At 65.4% G+C, this 19,937-nt stretch carries 17 protein-coding genes; 6 read left to right on the top strand and 11 right to left on the bottom strand.

Features of this window, described 5'->3' with window-relative positions; all coding sequences use genetic code 11:
- Positions 1-94: 94 nt before the first annotated feature.
- Positions 95-1,027, bottom strand: coding sequence for a carbohydrate kinase family protein (locus tag ACED18_RS04170; RefSeq protein WP_377289272.1), 933 nt, complete (start codon positions 1,025-1,027; stop codon positions 95-97).
- Positions 1,028-1,286: 259 nt separating this feature from the next.
- Here ACED18_RS04170 and recA point away from each other — a divergent pair, with 259 nt between their 5' ends.
- Together recA and alaS are read left to right on the top strand one after the other, a co-directional pair.
- Positions 1,287-2,375 (top strand): recombinase RecA, encoded by a 1,089-nt coding sequence (gene recA / locus ACED18_RS04165; RefSeq protein ID WP_377289270.1) that lies wholly within the window; start codon positions 1,287-1,289, stop codon positions 2,373-2,375.
- A 247-nt stretch (positions 2,376-2,622) separates the two neighbouring features.
- A complete protein-coding gene (gene alaS / locus ACED18_RS04160; RefSeq protein WP_377289268.1) occupies positions 2,623-5,283 on the top strand; it encodes an alanine--tRNA ligase in 2,661 nt (886 codons plus the stop codon).
- Positions 5,284-5,848: 565 nt separating this feature from the next.
- Here alaS and ACED18_RS04155 read toward each other — a convergent pair.
- Complete coding sequence (locus tag ACED18_RS04155; protein WP_377289266.1) at positions 5,849-6,352, bottom strand: peptide deformylase; 504 nt, start codon at positions 6,350-6,352, stop codon at positions 5,849-5,851.
- A gap of 529 nt (positions 6,353-6,881) precedes the next feature.
- Between ACED18_RS04155 and mgtE the strand changes: the two genes are divergently transcribed.
- Positions 6,882-8,303 carry a magnesium transporter gene (mgtE, locus tag ACED18_RS04150; protein ID WP_377289264.1) on the top strand — a complete coding sequence of 474 codons (1,422 nt, stop codon included), beginning with the start codon at positions 6,882-6,884 and terminating at the stop codon, positions 8,301-8,303.
- A gap of 51 nt (positions 8,304-8,354) precedes the next feature.
- Positions 8,355-8,741: a MerR family DNA-binding transcriptional regulator gene (locus ACED18_RS04145; protein WP_377289262.1), complete on the top strand. Its 387-nt coding sequence runs from the start codon at positions 8,355-8,357 to the stop codon at positions 8,739-8,741.
- 49 nt (positions 8,742-8,790) lie between these two features.
- Here ACED18_RS04145 and ACED18_RS04140 read toward each other — a convergent pair whose 3' ends face one another.
- From ACED18_RS04140 to ACED18_RS04130, 3 genes are all read right to left on the bottom strand, one after another.
- A complete protein-coding gene (locus tag ACED18_RS04140) occupies positions 8,791-9,264 on the bottom strand; it encodes a methyltransferase family protein (protein WP_377289260.1) in 474 nt (157 codons plus the stop codon).
- A 35-nt stretch (positions 9,265-9,299) separates the two neighbouring features.
- Positions 9,300-10,328 (bottom strand): DUF1624 domain-containing protein, encoded by a 1,029-nt coding sequence (locus ACED18_RS04135; protein ID WP_377289258.1) that lies wholly within the window; start codon positions 10,326-10,328, stop codon positions 9,300-9,302.
- Between the two features lie 137 nt (positions 10,329-10,465).
- Entirely contained in the window at positions 10,466-11,149 is a 684-nt protein-coding gene (locus tag ACED18_RS04130) for a DUF599 domain-containing protein (RefSeq protein ID WP_377289256.1), read from the bottom strand.
- Positions 11,150-11,783: 634 nt separating this feature from the next.
- Here ACED18_RS04130 and ACED18_RS04125 point away from each other — a divergent pair.
- Together ACED18_RS04125 and ACED18_RS04120 are read left to right on the top strand one after the other, a co-directional pair.
- Entirely contained in the window at positions 11,784-13,187 is a 1,404-nt protein-coding gene (locus ACED18_RS04125) for an L-serine ammonia-lyase (RefSeq protein ID WP_377289254.1), read from the top strand.
- A 66-nt stretch (positions 13,188-13,253) separates the two neighbouring features.
- Positions 13,254-13,691 (top strand): DUF1489 family protein, encoded by a 438-nt coding sequence (locus tag ACED18_RS04120; protein ID WP_377289252.1) that lies wholly within the window; start codon positions 13,254-13,256, stop codon positions 13,689-13,691.
- Positions 13,692-13,710: 19 nt separating this feature from the next.
- Here ACED18_RS04120 and ACED18_RS04115 read toward each other — a convergent pair whose 3' ends face one another.
- The 6 genes from ACED18_RS04115 to ACED18_RS04090 form a co-directional block, all read right to left on the bottom strand.
- Entirely contained in the window at positions 13,711-13,983 is a 273-nt protein-coding gene (locus ACED18_RS04115; protein ID WP_377289250.1) for a hypothetical protein, read from the bottom strand.
- Positions 13,984-14,159: 176 nt separating this feature from the next.
- Positions 14,160-15,731, bottom strand: a complete 1,572-nt coding sequence (locus tag ACED18_RS04110) for an SPOR domain-containing protein (RefSeq protein ID WP_377291027.1) — start codon at positions 15,729-15,731, stop codon at positions 14,160-14,162.
- Positions 15,732-15,989: 258 nt separating this feature from the next.
- The gene (locus ACED18_RS04105) at positions 15,990-16,718 is read right to left on the bottom strand and encodes a hypothetical protein (RefSeq protein ID WP_377289248.1); all 729 of its coding nucleotides are present in this window, start codon (positions 16,716-16,718) and stop codon (positions 15,990-15,992) included.
- 366 nt (positions 16,719-17,084) lie between these two features.
- Positions 17,085-17,687, bottom strand: a complete 603-nt coding sequence (locus ACED18_RS04100; RefSeq protein WP_377289246.1) for a transglutaminase-like cysteine peptidase — start codon at positions 17,685-17,687, stop codon at positions 17,085-17,087.
- Positions 17,688-18,393: 706 nt separating this feature from the next.
- Positions 18,394-19,002 (bottom strand): PilZ domain-containing protein, encoded by a 609-nt coding sequence (locus ACED18_RS04095; RefSeq protein ID WP_377289244.1) that lies wholly within the window; start codon positions 19,000-19,002, stop codon positions 18,394-18,396.
- A gap of 83 nt (positions 19,003-19,085) precedes the next feature.
- Entirely contained in the window at positions 19,086-19,691 is a 606-nt protein-coding gene (locus tag ACED18_RS04090) for a PAS domain-containing protein (protein ID WP_377289242.1), read from the bottom strand.
- Between the last annotated feature and the right edge of the window lie 246 nt (positions 19,692-19,937).

The raw sequence follows: 19,937 nt of genomic DNA, 5'->3' as shown, positions 1-19,937 counted from the left end.
GGGGAGGCACCACCCGGCTCTTTCACAATCGTTCGTGGCCGCTTCATGCCAGCAAGTGGCCGGGCCGGACAAGGTCAAATCGATCCGCTTCGGCCTATTCCCCGCCGCGCTTTCGCTCCGCGGCGAGGCGTTCCGGCGAGAGATCCGGATGGACGGCGAGCGGCGACCGCAGCGTGATGGCCGCGGCCGCGAAGCCGCTTTCCAGGCATCCGGCAAGGCTTTCACGGGCAAGATGGGCGGCGAGGAAGCCGGAGGCGAGGGCATCGCCGGCCCCGGTGACGTCGCCGATCACCTCCAGCGGGCGCGGTGCGCGCGTCACCTGCTCATCACCCGAAAAGGCGACCGCCGTGCCTGCGCCGGCCGTGACCACGCCGCCGCGCAAGCCGCACGCCGACAGCAGCGCCGGCCAGGCCTGCGGATCCGCGGCCTTTTTCCCTGTCAGCGCGGCGGCTTCGGCGGCATTCAGGAAGAGGAAATCGAGCGAAGCCAGGCTATCGGCAAAACGCACCACCTTGGCGGGCGAGACGCCGATGCCGGCGGTGAGACAGCCTGCCGCCTTTGCCGTCGCTGTCAGCGCGGCCAGCGTTTCGGCGGGAAGGTTGGCGTCGCAGAGCACCAGGCGGGACTGCGCGACGAGATCGCGCAACGCCTTCTGGCGCAGGCGGCGCGGCGAGAAGAGATCGTAGAGCGCCATATCGGCAATGGCGATGACGAGGTCGCCGTTGCGCTCCAGGATGGCCGTATAGGTGGGCGTGCGCCGGTCGAGGTAGATGGCCGGGCGATCGGTGACGCCGGCCTCTGCCGCCGCGCGCGCCACGCTCTCGCCTTCGGCATCGCCCCCGCGCGGGCTGACCATCGTCACGGCATGGCCGAGGCGGGCGAGATTGCGCGCTGCATTGAAGCCGCCGCCGCCGGGCTCCTCCATCCACGTTCCCGGATTGCTCGCGGCCGGCGCGGTCTCGCCGGCAATGCGCCCGCGCCGGTCGATATGGGCGCCGCCGAAGACGGAAATCACTGGCTGCGTCATGCCCGCGCTTCCCCGCTGCAAAGCGCCCGAAGCGGCGAATCGAGACGGGGGCGCGCCGGGCTTGCGGGGCTGCTCCGGCATCCGTCCATCCGCACATCACGATGTTCGGCAGGGCCGAAAACAAAAAAAGAACACGCGCCGGATAATGAAATCTCACCAATCATTTGGCGGGCCCTTGCAAGATGAGAACAAAAAGAGTACATACCTGACCACGGCGGCTTCGTTGCCTGATCAACTCCAATACCCTAAAGGTGAACCGATGGCACAGAACAGTTTGCGGCTCGTAGAGGACAAATCGGTGGATAAAAGCAAGGCGCTCGAAGCGGCTCTCTCCCAGATCGAACGGTCGTTCGGCAAGGGATCGATCATGAAGCTCGGTTCGAAGGACAGCGTGATCGAGATCGAGACGATCCCGACCGGTTCGCTCGGCCTCGATATCGCACTCGGCGTCGGCGGCCTGCCGAAGGGCCGCATCATCGAGATCTACGGGCCGGAAAGCTCGGGCAAGACGACGCTGGCGCTGCAGACCATCGCGGAAGCCCAGAAGAAGGGCGGCATCTGCGGCTTCGTGGACGCCGAACATGCGCTCGACCCGGTCTATGCCCGCAAGCTCGGCGTCGATCTCGAAAACCTCCTGATCTCGCAGCCCGACACGGGCGAGCAGGCGCTGGAGATCGTCGATACGCTGGTGCGTTCCGGCGCGCTCGACGTTCTCGTGGTCGATTCGGTCGCCGCACTGGTGCCGCGCGCCGAAATCGAGGGCGAGATGGGTGACAGCCTGCCCGGCATGCAGGCCCGCCTGATGAGCCAGGCGCTGCGCAAGCTGACGGCCTCGATCTCCAAGTCGAACTGCATGGTGATCTTCATCAACCAGATCCGCATGAAGATCGGCGTCATGTTCGGCTCGCCGGAAACGACGACGGGCGGCAATGCGCTGAAGTTCTACGCCTCCGTGCGCCTCGACATCCGCCGCATCGGCGCCGTCAAGGACCGCGAAGAGGTGGTCGGCAACCAGACGCGCGTGAAGGTCGTCAAGAACAAGATGGCGCCGCCCTTCAAGCAGGTCGAATTCGACATCATGTATGGTGAGGGCGTTTCCAAGACCGGCGAGCTCGTCGATCTCGGCGTCAAGGCCGGCATCGTCGAGAAGTCGGGCGCCTGGTTCTCCTACAACAGCCAGCGCCTCGGCCAGGGCCGCGAGAATGCCAAGCAGTTCCTGCGCGACAATCCGGACGTGGCGCGCGAGATCGAGATGGCGCTGCGCCAGAATGCCGGCCTCATCGCCGACAAGTTCCTGCAGAATGGCGGTCCCGACGCCAATGACGATCTGGATGCGGCCGACATGTGATCGGCCGGCGGGGCTGGTGATCGGCCGGGATCGACAATCGTTTTGGAAGCCGGCCGTCCGCAACGGCCGGCTTTCTTCGTTCGTCCCGGGGTTTTCGACCCTGCGGTTTGCTGTCTGGACAGGGTTTGTGACGGGCGATAAAAGCGCTCATCCGGTTGGGTGCCGGCAGGAAAGACCTGCGCGGCGCCGAAGGGCGGGCGAGGCGACCGCGCCGATGGTGCGGCCTCAACGACAAAAGGGCTGAACGATGAGTGGCGTGAACGAAATCCGGTCGACCTTCCTCGACTACTTCAAGAAGAACGGCCATGAGCCCGTGGCCTCCAGCCCGCTCGTTCCGCGCAACGACCCGACGCTGATGTTCACCAATGCCGGCATGGTGCAGTTCAAGAACGTCTTCACCGGCCTGGAGCAGCGCCCCTATTCGCGCGCCGCAACCGCGCAGAAATGCGTGCGCGCCGGCGGCAAGCACAATGACCTCGACAATGTCGGCTACACCGCGCGCCACCATACCTTCTTCGAAATGCTCGGCAATTTCTCCTTCGGCGATTATTTCAAGGAGAATGCGATCGAGTTTGCCTGGAACCTGATCACGAAGGAATTCGGGCTCGACGCGAAGCGCCTGCTGGTGACCGTCTACCACACCGACGACGAGGCCTTCGGGCTGTGGAAGAAGATCGCCGGCTTTTCCGACGACCGCATCATCCGCATCCCGACCAGCGACAACTTCTGGGCGATGGGTGACACCGGCCCCTGCGGTCCCTGCTCGGAAATCTTCTACGACCATGGCGACCACATCTGGGGCGGCCCGCCCGGCTCGAAGGAAGAGGACGGCGACCGGTTCATCGAGATCTGGAACCTCGTCTTCATGCAGTACGAGCAGGTGACGAAGGAGGAGCGCATCAACCTGCCGCGTCCCTCGATCGATACCGGCATGGGTCTCGAGCGCGTCGCCGCCGTCCTGCAGGGCGTGCACGACAATTACGACATCGACCTCTTCAAGGCGCTGATTTCGGCGTCGGAGGAAGCGACCGGCGTCAAGGCCGAGGGTGACCGCCGCGCCAGCCACCGGGTCATTGCCGACCACCTGCGCTCCTCCGCCTTCCTGATCGCCGACGGCGTGCTGCCGTCGAACGAGGGTCGCGGCTATGTTCTGCGCCGCATCATGCGCCGCGCCATGCGCCATGCGCAGCTTCTGGGTGCTCGCGATCCGCTGATGTACCGCCTGCTGCCGGCGCTGGTCGGCCAGATGGGCCGCGCCTATCCGGAGCTGGTGCGCGCCGAGGCGCTGATTTCGGAGACGCTGAAGCTCGAGGAAACCCGTTTCCGCAAGACGCTGGAGCGCGGTCTCGGCCTCCTCAACGATGCGACCGCCGATCTCGCCTCGGGCGACAAGCTCGACGGCGAGACCGCCTTCAAGCTCTACGACACCTACGGCTTCCCGCTCGACCTGACGCAGGATGCGCTGCGCCTGCGCGGCATCGGCGTCGACACCGATGCCTTCTCGACCGCCATGGAGCGCCAGAAGGCCGAGGCCCGCAAGAGCTGGGCCGGCTCCGGCGACAAGGCGACCGAGACGATCTGGTTCGAGCTGCGCGAAAAGCACGGCGCGACGGAATTCCTGGGCTACGACACAGAGACGGCCGAAGGCGTGGTGCTCGCCATCGTCAAGGATGGCGTTTCCGTCAGCGAAGCGGCTGCCGGCGAAACGGTGCAGCTGGTCTTCAACCAGACGCCCTTCTACGGCGAATCGGGCGGCCAGATGGGCGACGCCGGTGTCGTGACGGTCGAGGGCGGCGCGGTCGCGGTTTCCGATACGCAGAAGCGCGGCGAGGGCCTCTTCGTCCATGCCGGCACGGTATCGGACGGCCGCATCAAGGTGGGTGACGCAGCCCAGCTGACGGTCGATCATGCGCGCCGCGGGCGTCTTCGCTCCAACCACTCCGCGACCCACCTCATCCATGAGGCGCTGCGCGAAGTGCTCGGCACCCATGTGGCCCAGAAGGGCTCGCTGGTCGCGCCGGAGCGCCTGCGCTTCGACGTTTCGCATCCGAAGCCGATGTCGGCCGAGGAGTTGAAGATCGTCGAGGACATGGCCAACGAGATCGTCGTGCAGAACAGCCCGGTCACGACGCGCCTGATGAGCGTGGACGATGCGATTGCCGAGGGCGCCATGGCGCTGTTCGGCGAGAAATACGGCGACGAAGTGCGCGTGGTGTCGATGGGCCGCGGCGTGCGCGGCGGCAAGGCCGGCAAGCCCTATTCGGTCGAGCTGTGCGGCGGCACCCATGTCGGCGCCACCGGCGAGATCGGGCTGGTGCGCATCCTCGGCGACAGCGCCGTCGGTGCGGGCGTGCGGCGCATCGAGGCGCTGACGGGTGAGGCGGCGCGCGCCTATCTTGCCGAGCAGGACGAGCGCGTACGCCAGATCGCCGCGACGCTGAAGGTGCAGCCGGGCGAGGTGCTGGGGCGCGTTGAGGCGCTGATGGACGAGCGCAAGAAGCTCGAAAAGGAGCTTGCCGAGGCGCGCCGGAAACTCGCCATGGGCGGCGGTTCGGCGGCCGGCACGGATGCCGGGCGCGACATCAACGGCGTGAAATTCCTTGGCCGCGTGGTCACGGGTGTCGATCCGAAGGACCTGAAGGGTCTTGCGGATGAAGGCAAGGCAAGCCTCGGTTCGGGCGTCGTCACGCTGGTCGGCGTTGCCGCCGACGGCAAGGCGAGCGCGGTCGTCGCGGTCACCGAGGATCTTGTCGGCAAGGTCAGCGCCGTCGATCTCGTCCGCGTCGCTTCTGCCGCGCTTGGCGGCAAGGGCGGCGGCGGTCGTCCCGACATGGCCCAGGCCGGCGGCCCCGACGGCGACAAGGCCGACGCCGCCATCGAGGCCGTGGCGGCAGCCCTGGCCGGGTGAGCGTTTGACAGGGGCGCCGGTGCGCGCCCCTTTCTCCGGCTGTTTTGGGGCCGGACTTTGCGAGCTCGCACCCGCTGCGCTTGCGGCGTGGATCCTCGGCTCGGGGGGCGAGGATGACGGCGTATGGGGTGATGGCCGTGCATATGGCGAGCGCCTCCCGTCTTCTCAGCAGAGCTGACGGCGACAGAGACGCCGGGCGAGAACAAGCGGCTCGGTTTCAGACGATAGATCAGCGTATCAAATGCGGTGGCCGGCCTGCTATCTGGCATGGTCGGGCGTGACCCGAGCATCCATGCGTCAATCGCCGTGGCTGCGGCGTGGATCGTATTCTCGCGGGCCGGGGGCGACGGTGGGCGGGCGATGGCAGGGCCTCGCAGCGGCCGCCTCGCGTCTTCGCAACAGACGTCATGAAAGCGAATGTGGTGAATGGCGTGCACCCCTGCGGATGCGGGCGCTGCCCGGCACCTGCACGGATGGCGGCGCGTCCGGCGATCGTCATCGTCGCCTGCGGCGCACCTCTAAGCGCCAGTCGGCGGCGTCGATGGCCGCGTGTTCGCTCGGGTGCTCAGGCCTTGCCCCTGGCCGCTTTCTGGTGGCGCTTCAGCAGGCGCTCGCGTTTGAGGCGGGAGAGGCGGTCGAGCCAGAAGAAGCCGTCGAGCTGGTCGATTTCGTGTTGCAGGCAGGCGGCGAGAAAGCCGGTGGCGTGGATTTCGGCGGGGTCGCCTGCGAGCGTCTGGTAGCTGACGGTGACCTCGGCGGGGCGGGTGACATCTTCCACGAGGCCGGGGAGCGAGAGGCTGCCTTCCGGATGCGTGGCGAGGCTGTCCGAGGCCTTCGTGACCTTCGGATTGACCAGCACGAGCGGTGCGGCCATGTCCTCCAGCCGGATCACAGTGGCGCGGAGGGTCTTTCCGATATGGGGTGCGGTGATGCCGAGACCGCGCGCGGCGGTAAGCGTATCGGTGAGGTCGGCCACCAGTGCGGCGAGCGCCGCGTCGAAGGTCGTCACGTCGGGGCAGGGCGTCTTCAGTGCTGTGTGCGGCCAGGTGACGATGTCGCGAACGGGCATGCTCTCTGTTCCTCTGCGGAGACGCGCGGGGCCATTCTCGGCGGTCTGCCCACGCGGCCCGCCTCAGCCGCAGGCATGCGGCGACGCGGGTGTCTCTTGTCGCGAAGGTGCAGGCGGAATGCAAGATCACCGCGCTGGAAGGCCTGTTGAGCGGAGTGCGCGGGTTGCGGTGGCCGTGACGGGGCCAGCGCGCGTCCGCTTTGCTCTCTGGACGAGACTGGCGACCCCGCTCGCGAACGGCGCCACGGGTCGGCCGGCGATGCCGATAGGTCCCCTGATATCCTGTCGCAAGCAACAGGAAACGCCGTGTTTCATATGCGGATGCAACAGCTTGCCGGAAAATGTCGGCGGCGGGGCGGGAAGGGTGGCGCTTGTGCTGGACCTCTCCCACCGACTGCGCTAGCTCAAGTGGGCCGGGCACGCCATGCCTCGATCCGCTTCGAGGACGCCGGCCGCCGATCCGCTTCCGGCCGTCGCCTTCCTTGGGGGCAGGCGGCCTGTTTTTCACGTCCTTCCGGGGAGCCGCGCGATGTCTGCCAACACCGACGAACCCGATCTCGTGCCGCCGGATGTCCGCCTGCCGGATGCCGGCATCTATGACGAGGACGATTCGGTGCGCGCCGACGTGCTGATGCACATCGCGGCGGCGATCGGCGACCGGGATGTGCTCTATCTGCGCCAGATGGTCGAACGGCTGCACCCGTCCGAACTCGGCGACATCATCGAGGCGCTGCATCCCGACCAGCGCATCGCGCTCGTCACCCTGCTCGGCGATGATTTCGATCTCTCGGTCCTGACGGAAGTGGACGAGACGATCCGCGTCGAGATCGTCGAGCAGATGCCGAACGAGCAGATCGCAGCGGCGATCGGCGAGATGGATTCGGACGATGCCGTCTACATTCTCGAAGACCTCGACCAGGAAGACCAGGACGCGATCCTCGCGCAACTGCCGTTTACGGAACGGGTGCGCCTGCGCCGCTCGCTGGATTATCCGGAATCGACGGCCGGCCGCCGCATGCAGACCGAGTTCGTCGCCGTGCCGCCGTTCTGGACGGTCGGGCAGACGATCGACTACATGCGCGAGGATGGCGACCTGCCGGAGACCTTCTCGCAGATCTTCGTCATCGATCCCACCTTCAAGCTGCTCGGCGCCGTCGATCTTGACCGCATCCTGCGTGCCAAGCGCGCGGTGAAGATCGAGACGATCATGCGGGAGACCAACCATCCGATCCCGGCCGAGATGGACCAGGAAGAGGCGGCGCAGGTCTTCGAGCAATACGACCTTCTCTCCGCCGCCGTGGTGGATGAAAACAGTCGCCTCGTCGGCGTGCTCACCATCGACGACGTGGTGGACGTGATCCAGGAAGAGGCGGAGGAAGACCTGATGCGCCTCGGCGGCGTCGGCGATGAAGAGCTGTCGGACACGATCCTCTCCACCAGCCGGTCGCGCGTGCCGTGGCTGCTGGTCAACCTCGTCACCGCCTTCTTGGCTGCCGCCGTCATCGGGCTGTTCGAGGGGACCATCGAACGCGTCGTGGCGCTGGCCGTGCTGATGCCCATCGTTGCCGGCATGGGGGGCAATGCGGGCTCGCAGACCATGACGGTTTCGGTGCGCGCGCTTGCCACCCGCGATCTCGATGCCAACAATGCTTGGCGCATCATTCGCCGCGAGGCGGGGGTCGGGCTGTTGAACGGGGTGCTGCTCGGCCTTCTGGTCGGCGTGATCGCGGGCGTTTGGTTTCAGGATCTGCCGCTCGGCGTCATCATCGCGAGCGCCATGCTGATCAACCTGATCGCGGCGGCGCTCGCCGGCATCTTCATCCCGCTGCTGCTCGATCGCTTCGGCGCCGACCCGGCCGTTTCCTCGGCGGTCTTCGTGACCACCTGCACCGACATCATTGGTTTCATGGCCTTCCTGGGCCTTGCGACCTGGTGGTTCATGGGAAATTGACTTATACGTAAAAGTCAATAAAATGGACCGCTGTAAAGCAGGATGTGCGGCGTGGAAAAGTATTACACCATTACCCAGTTGACGCGGGAATTCGGGATCTCCACCCGAACCCTGCGGTTTTACGAGGATGAGGGTCTGATCCACCCCGAACGGCGCGGTCGCACGCGGCTGTTCCGGCCGGCCGACAGGCGATTGATCCAGGAAATTCTGCGCGGCCGCCGTATCGGCTTCACCGTGGCCGAGATCCGCGAGATCATCCATGTCTACAAGGATCCGCCGGGCGAGATCGGCCAGCTTCAGCTTCTCATGCGCAAGGTCAACGAGAAGCGCGAGGAACTGCGCCAGAAGCGCAAGGACATCGACGACACGCTGTCGGAACTCGACAATGTGGAAGAGGCCTGCCTGACGCGCATGGCCGAGATCGGCGTCAGCACCTGATCTGCCGTTTCGGGCCTAGGTGCGTGGCGCCGGCCTGTATACCTATCTCTCAGATCCAGCGGGCCGTGCGGCGGCTGTAGCGCTCGAAGTCGATGCCGAAGCGCGAGAGCAGGTGCTGTTCCTCCTGGTGGATGGCGTAGAGGCTGGTCAGCGCCACGAAGAGGATCGCCATGACGAAGCACCAGGCATTTCCGTCGATCAGGCCGACGCCGGCCAGAAGCAGCGTATAGCCGAGATAGATCGGGTTGCGCGTCAGCGCGAAGGGCCCGCAGGTCACCAGATGACGGGTGCAGTGATGCGGCAGAACGGCCGTCTTGCGTTCGATCAGCGTCTTGATGGCCCACAGATCCATGGCAATTGCGCTCACCACCAGGGTGAAGCCGATGGCCCGCGCCAGGAGGCCGCCGGTATCGGCGACCGGCAGGGGGTAGCGCATGTCGAGCATCAGGGCGGTGGCCGCCGACAGGCCGAAGAGAAGCGGCGGCCAGGGATAGGTCATCGGTTTGGTGCGGAAGGCATTCACTGTGGCACTCCTTCGCTGCTTGTGCGCCCTTCGGGTCAGGGCGTGGGGGATGGGACCGGGGGAGAAGACAGGGTGCATTGCTCGCGCATCTCGGTGATGCGCGCATCGGATGTCAGGTCGATTTCGCCCTTGTTCATGGGTTCGAAGAGATTGAGGGCTTCCAGCCTGTCCAGCGTGCACTGGCAAAAGGCGGTGCAGGAGACGACGGCCGGCTCTGCGCTGCAGGCACGCACGCAGCTCTCGACGTAATTGGCCTTCAGATCCGGCGGCGGAGCGGGATGGACGAGCGAGGCGAGATAGACGAGGCCGATCAGGACGGGCTGGTGGATGAGGTAGACGGCAAGGCTGTGGCGACCGGCCGAGGCCGCGACAGTCAGCGGCGGCGTTGTGGCCGCCGATTCGGCAAGGCGACCGAGCGCGCCCATGCGCGTGCGCAGCAAGCGGGTGACGCCCATGCCGGCGAGGAAGGGGCCGATCCAGGGGAAGAGCGGCACGTAATCATTGGAGAGCGGCGGGCGCGTGGAAAGGCCGACCCACCAGAGGGCCGGCGTATCGAAAAGGGGAGCGCGCAGATAAAGCGGTGCGGCGATGGCGGCGGCGCCCAGCAGGATGGAGATCACGCCCGGCACGCGCAGGAAGGCAAGCCCGATCAGGCTGAAGGTGCCGATGGCGTGCAGGATGCCGAAGAAGATGAAGCTGTCCGGAAAGGCGAACCAGGTCGCCACGGTGATCACGGCGGCGGCGGCGTAGATCTTGCCGAGCCGCAGGAGGAAGGGCCGCCAGCGGATGGCCCCGGTGCCGTGGGCCAGAACGAGGCCGACGCCGGCGAGGAAGAGGAAGCTGCCGGCCGTGCCGCGCGCCAGCATCTTCCAGCCGCCGACGGTGGTCGTGCCCTGCTGCAGATAGCCGAAAAACTCGAGGTCCCAGCCGAAATGGTAGATCGCCATCGCGACGAGGGCGAGACCGCGCAGCATGTCGATCGCCTCGATCCGCCGGCGGGCCGGGGGGACGGGCGTGGCATACAGGTCGTTGGCCTGCCGCTCAGCGGCAACGGACGTCGTCATGGTGTGCTCCTGGAAAAAGCTATGGTCCATCGACCTTGCGTGAGGCGGGATGGCACGGTTGCAGTCCCACGGCCTCTACCCGTCCGTCGGGCGGCTGCGGATGCGATGGATGGAAGAGACTGCCCTTTGCCGGATGGTCAGGGCGAAAGAAGGGCGTTGCGCGCTTCGGAGAAGAACTGGCGGCGCAGGAGGACGAGGATGATGAGAGTCGTCGTCGCCATGAAGACGAAGGCGTTCACGAACCAGCCGAGATAGCCGATCGAGAGGAAGACGGTTCTCAGCCCCGCATTGAAGTTCATGGCCGCGATGATGTTCATCGTAGCGGCCTTTTCGACGGCATGTTCGGCCTCTTTTTCGCGGCCGGCCACATCGGACATCATGGGGATGGCGCCGATCAGGATCGAGCAATAGTTGAAGAGGCGGTAGGACCAGCCGAACTTGAAGAAGGCATAGCCGAACAGGCAGGCGAGCCCGCCCACCTTGATCTCGAAACCCTCGCGGCTGGAGTGGAAGATGAAGGGCAGGTCGGCGAAGATGGTCTGCACCTTCTCCGTGGCGCCGAGAAGCGCGAAGCAGCCGCCGAGCGCGAAGATGGTGGACGAGGCGAAGAAGGCGGTGCCCTGCTGCAGGCCGGCCAGAATCTGCGTATCGATCATGCGCAATTCGCGCCGCAGCGTGTTGCGCAGCCAGCGGCGTCGTTCCTCGATCATCAGGCGGGTCAGGCTGACGCGCGCAAAGGTGCGCGACGTATCCGTCAGCCAGTTGAAGCCGAGCCAGAGAAAGGCAAACAGCGCGAGCGCCAGGAGGTCATATTGGGTCATGGCGTTCTTGTCGCACGGCCAGCCGAAATTTCAAGGTGGGCCCTCCTGCTTGGACGCAGGCTGTGCGGTGGCCTTCATCTTTGGGGCGAGATCATGGCGCAATCGCCTGCCGCACGCGGCAGCCTGGTGCGGGCCTTTGTTGATTTCATTGGCATTCCTGCTTGGCCTGCATGGCAGCTCTCCACAATTTCGCCGGCTTGGTTATTGTGTGTCAGGCTTGGCTCAGGTAAACAGCGGCCTTGTTGGCGCCGCTCCCCCTTTCGGCGCATGACCGTTTCGGAGCTTTCGTGGAATCGACTGTCGAAAAATCCTGCTGGACGATCACCCTGCGTGTGGTTGCCGGCTTCGCCCTCGTGATGGCGGCTCTTTACCTCTTCAAGGTGCTCTGACACCTTCCCATATCCCAGGTGATGGCCTCCGGCCCGGTGCGTCGCGCCGGGCCGTCGTCATTTCGGGTGTGCCGGCAATGTCGCAGGCGTTGAAGCCGATGTCGGTCGCCCGCCCGGCGCGCCGGCGACTTGACGTTAGGCTTCGCACAACGTTTTGAATGGTCGCACTGCTTCGCAGGACTGGCGTCTGGCCGGTGCGGATGTGCGGGAGCCGGCGCCATGGCCGGTCGGGAAGGGCAATCGCGATGTTTCTGTCTGTCTTCGACGTCTTCAAGGTCGGTGTCGGCCCGTCCAGTTCCCATACGATGGGTCCGATGACGGCGGGCAACCGCTTTCTCGAGCTCATCGCCTCCAACGAGTGGCCGCGTCCGACCAATGCCGTGGTCGCTGCCATCCGCTGTTCGCTGCATGGTTCGCTGGCGCATACCGGCATTGGCCACGGTACGGGCCGGGCCGTCATTCTCGGCCTGATGGGCGAGCGGCCCGACCGGATCGACCCGGACCGCATGGACGGGCTGATCGAGACCGTGGAGCGGACGGGGCAGGTGACGCCGCCCGGCCATCCGGCCTACCAGTTCCAGCCGAAGACCGACCTGGTGTTCGACAAGAAGGTGCCGTTGCCGGGCCATGCCAATGGCATGGCGCTCGAAGCGGTCGATCGCGACGGGCGGCTGCTTCTGCGGCGGATCTATTATTCCATCGGCGGCGGCTTCGTGGTGACGGATACGGAGCTGGAGGCCATGCGCGCCACAAAGGGCAAGCCGCAGTCCGGACCAAAGGTGCCGTTTCCCTTTGCCACGGCAAAGGAGATGCTGGAGATGGCGGCACGCTCGGGACTCACCATCGCGCAGATGAAGCGCGCCAATGAAGAGGTGGTCAGAAGCCGCGAGGAACTCGATGCCGGCCTCGACCATATCTGGGACGTCATGCGCGCCTGCATCGACCGTGGCCTGACGCAGGAGGGCATCATGCCCGGTGGCCTCAAGGTGCGCCGGCGCGCTCGGATGATCCATGACAAGCTGGAGGCGGAGTGGCGTTCCAACAAGGCGAACCCGCTTCTCGCGAACGATTGGCTGAGCGTGTACGCCATGGCCGTCAACGAGGAGAATGCCGCCGGCGGCCGCGTGGTGACGGCACCGACCAACGGGGCGGCCGGCGTGGTGCCGGCAACGCTGCGCTACTACCTGCATTTCCATGAGGATGCGGATGCCGAGGGCATTCGCGACTACCTGCTGACGGCAGCGGCCGTCGGCGGCATCATCAAGACCAATGCCTCGATTTCCGGCGCCGAAGTGGGCTGCCAGGGGGAGGTGGGGTCCGCAGCCGCGATGGCGGCAGCCGGCCTTGCTGCCGTGATGGGCGGAACGCCGGAGCAGATCGAGAACGCCGCCGAAATCGCACTCGAACACCATCTCGGCATGACCTGCGATCCCGTCGCCGGCCTCGTGCAGGTGCCCTGCATCGAGCGTAATGCGCTGGGCGCCGTCAAGGCGGTCACGGCGGCTTCACTCGCGGTGAAGGGCGACGGCCAGCATTTCGTGCCGCTCGATGCCTGCATCGAGACCATGCGCCAGACCGGCATGGACATGAGCGAGAAATACAAGGAAACCTCCACCGGCGGTCTTGCCGTGAATGTGGTGGAGTGCTGAGCCGCGCGGCCGGCCTGCGGCAGGTTGCGCCTTGACCGGCCGGGCTGCCGCGCTATTCATGGCGCCATGAGCCTCAATCTGATCAAACTCTGCGTCGGCGCGGACAGTGTCGACGATCTGCGCGAGTGGGTTGCCGACCGCGCGCTGACCGCGCTTGCCGCGGGGCTTGAGCCCCACAGCCGGCATACCACCCGCATGGTGCCGAAGCGCATCGAGGAGCTTCTGCCGGACGGCTCGCTCTACTGGGTGATCAAGGGGCAGGTGCAGGCCCGCCAGAAGCTTCTCGGTATCGAGACCTTCACGGATGGCGAGGGCATCGGGCGGTGTCATCTGGTGCTGGGTCCCGAGGTGATCGAGACCGAATTCCAGCCGCGGCGTGCTTTTCAGGGGTGGCGCTATCTGGAGGCCAAGGATGCGCCGCGCGATCTCGCGGCACTTGGCACCGGCGCGGCAGAGATGCCCGCGGACCTGCGCCGCGAACTGGCCGAACTCGGCCTTCTCTGATATCTCCCGCTTATTGTCTTCAGCGCAGGCGCATCCGGAGCGCCGGGCGATGCGACATGCTTGTGACGTAGAGGTGGATCGCCACCGGGTCATGGGTCGAACGCCAGGCACGCGCGCCGTGGACGAGAAGCAGGCCGACCAGATCCTTCGTCTTCGAAGAGGGACGGGCAAGGCCGATATCGGCGATGCGGATCGCTGCTTCATGCAGGGGGTGGAGATTGCCGCGCAGGCGCGATCCCCGTCGCACCGGGGGGCGGTTGCCTTGCCCCGGCATGTTCTCATTCACAGCCATAACAAACCTCGTACGCAATACCTGATCGAGGAACACGGGCCGCAACAACACACAGTCCCGCGGAATGTCTCGAGCGTGTCCGGTGAAACCACAGAAGCTGACACGCTCGGTCTATTGTCGTGCGGCACCTTCCACAGAAGGCCGCCGCCTGGCCGGCCCGAAGGCCGGCGGAAAGCTTACTGCTGGGCGGCCCAGCACGCGAAGCCGGCACGCTTCAGCGACTTGCAGGCCGACAGCGCCTTGTCCTGGGAGCCGAAGCCGCCGAAGCGGGCGCGGTAGACCGTGGCACCGCCATCGCCGAAGGCAACGGTGAAGGGCTGGGCGACGCGGAGCGCCTTGCCACCCTTGTCCTTGGCCTTCGACAGGAGCGCGTCGGCCTGGGACTTGTCGGCGGTGGCGCCGATCTGGATGACCCAACCGCTCGGCGTGTCCTTGGCGTCGTTGGCTTCGGGGGCGGTTGCCTTGACCTTGGCCTTCGCCGTGACGGGGGCGGCGGCGGGAACGGAGTTCGTCACCTGCGCATCGACACCGGCCGGATTGGCTTCGCCAGCCGAAAGCGCTGCGTTCTGGGCGTCCAGCGTGTTGGCGGCAATCACGACGGGGTTGCGGGAGGTGACGCGCGGTGCGGCGGCATAGGCCACTTCGCGGGTCGCGGCCGGAGCCTCGTCTGCTGCCTCACCATTATAGCGCACGCTCGGAACCGGGCCGTTGTGGGGCAGATCCATGCCGGCAAGCGCCGGGTTGGCAGCCTGTACAGCTGCAGCCGTCTCGACGGTTTCGGGTACGGAGCGGGCTGCGACGCGGGCCGGAGCCTGCTGCTGGACTTCGACGGCGGCCATGGCCGGCTGTTCGATCTCCGCGCCACCGCCGCGGCGCGAGGCCTTGGGCATATAGGCGGCAACGAGGCGGCGCATCTGCGCATCGCGGGCACCGCCGCTGGTGCCACCCATGACGACGGCGACGATGCTGCGGCCATCGAGCTGGGCGGATGTCACGAGGTTGAAGCCGGAGGCGCGGGTGTAGCCGGTCTTGATGCCGTCAACGCCGCGGACATTGCCGAGCAGACGGTTGTGGTTGCCGATCACCTGCTTGCCGAACTTGAAGCTGCGGGTGGAGAAATAGGCGTAATACTGTGGGAAATGCTGGCGCAGCGCCATGCCGAGACGGGCCTGATCGCGGGCCGTCGTCATCTGGGCCGGGTTGGGCAGGCCGTTCGCATTGCGGTAGACGGTGCGCGTCATGCCGAGCGCGCGGGCCTTCTGCGTCATCATCCTGGCAAAGCGGTCTTCGGAGCCGCCGAGCAGTTCGCCGAGCGCGGTTGCCGCATCATTTGCCGAGCGGGTGACCAGCGCGAGGATCGCCTGTTCGACCGTGATGGCGCGACCGGAGCCGACGCCGAGCTTGGATGGCGGCTCCTGGGCGGCATGCTGGGAGAAGGGAACCGGTGTGTTCTTGTTGACGCGGCCGTTTTCCAAGGCCTCGAACGTCAGGTAGAGCGTCATCATCTTGGTCAGCGACGCGGGATAGCGCAGATCGTCAGCGTCCTCGCCGTAGAGAACCTTGCCGGTGCGGGCATCGACGACAATCCCGGAATATTTGGGATTGGCCGATGCGGCGGCGGTCATCATGAAGGTTGCCGCTACGCCCGCAAGTACAATGCGGCCTGCAGATTTCGTCAGGGCGGCGATCCGACGCCCGGCGGAACCGAGAATATTGTTCTGGGACACTCGCTTACTCTTCATTTCGATCTTTAGGGCGCCGCACGTCATATTCTGACGCGCATGACACGCACTAACGCCTTCATTCCATCCATCACGTGCTCCCCTGGTCAAAGCTGACGTCGGGGATGATGGTGTGGGACTGTCCGGGAGCCGCCTCCAAGCAACCGTTCCCCGGAATTTAGCCTCGTCACGGTTACCAATCAGTTTAAGGTGAATGGGTGGTTTCCGGCATTGCGCGAATTGTTCGTCTTTTCTGGTCTTCGGTCTCATTCCCGGCTGCCGTTCTCAGGAGCGGTTCAGCCGTGCGCGCACAAAGGACGAGACCTTGTGTTCGATCGCCTGCCATTGCGGCAGAAGCCGGGCGGAAAAGCGATAAAGCACCAGCAGGTCGTTTCCGATGTGGATATCCCGCATGCAGTCCGCGCCCGTGACCTCGCTGCCGGCGCCCGGCGCCAGGCAGCGAACGACGTAATCGTCGCCATTGTCCAGCTTGCCCGTGTAGAAGACATCGTCGCCATAGCCGGTTCCCGGCTTGAGGTGATGCAGCGTAAGGCCGGCGGCGGCCGGCGAGGGGGTGCCCTCGAACAGCTGGCGATAGATGGGCTCAAGGCGCCCCGACATGTCCCGCGACATGGTGCTCTGCGACAACTGCAGGAAAATCAGGCCTTCGGGATGGGTGACGTCATCAAAGGCGCGGCGGTTTTCGGCCGTATAGCCTGTCATGTCCGGCCATGTGGCGTAGAGGTCGAGGCGTTCCGTCACGCCGTCGCGGCGCTGGTCTTCCATGCGGATGTAATTGTCCGCCATGACGATCCTGTCAGGACCGATCAACTGGTGGCGCAGGGTGGTGGAGGTGGTATGGCCGGCCAGCGCCAGTCTGTCTCCGAGCTGGCGGCTTGCCAGATTGAGGCCGGCGGTCGCCAGCGCCAGGACGACAGCGCAGGCCGTCAGCCGGTAGAGAAAGCGCGGCGAGATCAGCGGTTCATGGGCGCCGGTAGCGGCAAGGTTGGACATGCGCAGGCATCCTTGCGTCAGGTGGGGAGTCGGGCCGGGTGGCCCTCCTGCCGCAAGCTTTCGGCTGACATGGTTAATGAACCGTTAACTCCAGGCGTGCCATTCGATCGTCTGCATGCCGATGGGTGCACCGAGCGCGTCTTCCGAAAGGATCGTCGTTCCGAAACGCATCTCACTCGGTCTCATGATGGCCACGGGTGTCGCAGGACGGAAAAGGCCGGCCCCGGGGACAACGGGACCGGCCTCATGTGCCCGGGCGGGACAGGGTGACAGAGGCCCGGGCGTTCCCGAGGTTGCGCGGACCGTGACACCGCGCCTCCCCGTGTCTGGCAAGGCGGCGGGCCGCGGCCCGCGCCTCAAGAGCAATCAGCGCACGCTACCGACGACAGGCGCGCGGCCGTCCTCGATCTTGACCCAGCGTCCGGAGTTTTCCGACGATTGGCGCTTGAGGTAGGTGTATTCCGTGTCGGACCACAGCAGGACCTTGGTGCGCATATTGTCGAGCACGAAGTCGCCGCGGTCGGTGCGCACCGTCAGAACGGCGTGGCCGTCACCATTGGGCTGCAGGACCACCGTGATCAGCAGGTTTGCAGGCGAAAAGCCGGCCTGCATCAGTTCGCGGCGCTTGAGCAGCGCATAATCCTCGCAGTCGCCGACAGTCGTCGGATAAGCCCAGCGCTCTTCGACGCCGTAGATTTCCATGTCGGTCATCGGCTTGATCTTCTCGTTGACGTCGTAGTTGACGGCGAGGATCTGGCGCCAGCTTTCCTTCGTCAGCAGTTCCGGGCCCGGGTCCTGACCGTTGGAGCGGCATTCGCCCGGGTTTTCCTTGCAGAACTCGTAGTGCCCGATCGGCGGGTTCGTCGTTCCGATGATCTGCATGTTGGCCGGCACTGCGGATGCGCCGTGGGCCAGAAGCGTCGAGGCGATCAGGCCGAGCAATGCTGACTTCGCGAGAGGTGTTGGCATGTCTGTCTCCCCGTTATGGTTTGACAATGCCAGATATATTTTGATCCATCGCGAAATTGCGTAGCTCAATTCAATCTATATTTGGATTTTACTTGAAGAAAACTTGAGTAAATCTTTCCATTGTTTTGAGTAAAACGCGTGCGACGTTTGAATAAATTTTGTCACAAATCCCGCGCGCCGGTTGCTATCCCATTGAATTTGCTTCGTGCTGGAGGGAGGCTCGCAGCCGAGGAGGTGGTGCGGTCTCGACGGGTGTGCGGCGTGGCGCTGATCCTGTGCGAGGCAAAGCCGATTTCCTGCCGGTGCCTGATGAAAGTCGGCGAAAAAAAATGTTTCAGCTCGGCACGCATGAGGGGTGCGGCGGGCGTGCCGGGTTCCGTTTCGACACAGATCCGTTGCCGCGACGGACGTCGCAGGTTTGGTGCGGTCGCCATGGGGCGTGTCTTCAACGGTGCGGAAAGAGCATGCGAGCGCATCCCGGGAGCGACCTGGTCGTTCTTGCGGGCGATGCGTGGCTGTGGCTGTCGCCTGGGCGGGCAACGGCCTTGAGGATGGGAGAGCGAGGTTCAGATCAGGATGGCGTGCCGATCGGGGGCATTGTCCGACGCCGAAGCGATGACGCGTCAGCTTGACATGCGACGGGGATCAAAAGCCGGGTGGGACCGGTGAAAGATGGGCCGGCTGATGGCGAGCGGTGCTCGACAGCTCAGAGAAATTCGACGAGCGTCTCGCGGGTCTGGACACCGACGAACTCGATGGCGACGCCTTCCTGGAAATGGCGGACGACACGGCCGCGGATCGAGCCGATCAGGACCGGCGTGCCGAGCGGCGGGCGGTTGTCGACATCGACGGCGCAGCCCGACAGCGACAGGTCGATCAGGCGGCAGGGTTCGACGCTGCCATCCTCGCGCGAAAGGGTCGTGCGTGTGCGGCGCGGCTGGATACGATCATGGCGGCGATCTTCGGGCAGGCCGAGTTCGTGCTTGTTGGCGATCCAGGTGAGCTGTGCGGCGAGCTTTTCACGCTTGCGCTCGGGCGCGACGATCTGCAGGACAAAACCGCCATCGGCGAAGCGGGCGACCGTGCCCTCGATGCGGCCGACATGATCCATGTAGGCGATGATGCGTTCGCCCTTGCGGGGCATGACTTCGCACATCATCACGGCGTCGCCCGGCGACATCTCTGCCGCCATGCAATCATATTCCTCATGATTGGACAGCATGAGACGCCCGGACAGCCTGACGCCGACGCGCTGGAAGGCGCCCTCGTCATACTGCTTCGCCTGGGAGACGCCGGTCTGCTGGAACTGATACATGATGGACTGCCTGCACAAGAGAACGTACAGGCGGGACTGTAGCGCCAGCAGGTTAATACGCGGTGTCTCACATACACCGACTTTCACGATAATCCGCCGTCGAGAATTCCAAGCGGCCCGAGGCGGCGTGCGGCACCCTTCCATCGCCAGTCGTGGTCTGCGGAGCGGTCCTTTTCGTTGTCCGGCGCGGGTGCCGGCGGGGGAACGATGACGGAAAGCCCGGTCTGTTCCAAGACGATAATCGGCAGCGCCGCTTCCGACATCTGAAGGCCGATCATGTCCATGGCACCCAGAAGCCGCGTCGGCTGTCCGTCTGGATCCGCAAGGGGAAACAAGGGGATGTCGAAGCGGAGGCGGTCGTCGTGGAGCGTGGTTGCCGCAGCCGCCAGGCTCATGGGTCTGGCCTCCTCCAGCACGCGGCGGGCGGTGCGGGCGGTCTGGCGGTGCTGGTCGCGGCGCCACAGGCGGCTAAACGGCGTGCCACGCAATTCCCGTCCGAAGAGGGTGCAGACGCGCGTGCCGGCAAGCCGCAACCGGTGGTCGCCATCGGCTTCGGCCTCGAGGATGAAGAGATCCGGCAGGATGCTTGCGAGGGAGGCCGGATCGATCTGCGTGCGAAGCGGCATGGGGCGTCCGGCGCGAAGCTCCGTCCAGTATTGGAACAGCCTTGCGGAAAGCGGCGTGCGCATTCGTGTCATTCTCCGTAACCTGCCCCATCATGGAACAGACAAACGCGGGATTTCCGGCGTCGATACGGACAATGCGAAAAGCGTGCCAGATGGGACGCACGCGACATGGCGCTGGCGCGCGAACGGGCGGCGAAATCAGTTTGCAGGCGTCCGGGCGCTTCGATAAGACATCGCGGGGCGGGCGCAGGATGCCTGACCGTGGCCACTGGCGCGATCCCGTGTCGGCTGGCCGATGCGGCGGGCGAG

The organism is Rhizobium sp. SG2393, from assembly GCF_042610495.1.
In the GTDB taxonomy this organism is placed as follows: Bacteria; Pseudomonadota; Alphaproteobacteria; order Rhizobiales; family Rhizobiaceae; genus RU20A.
Note: the sequence above shows the minus strand (reverse complement) of the source record. Positions and strands in the feature narration are given on the sequence as shown.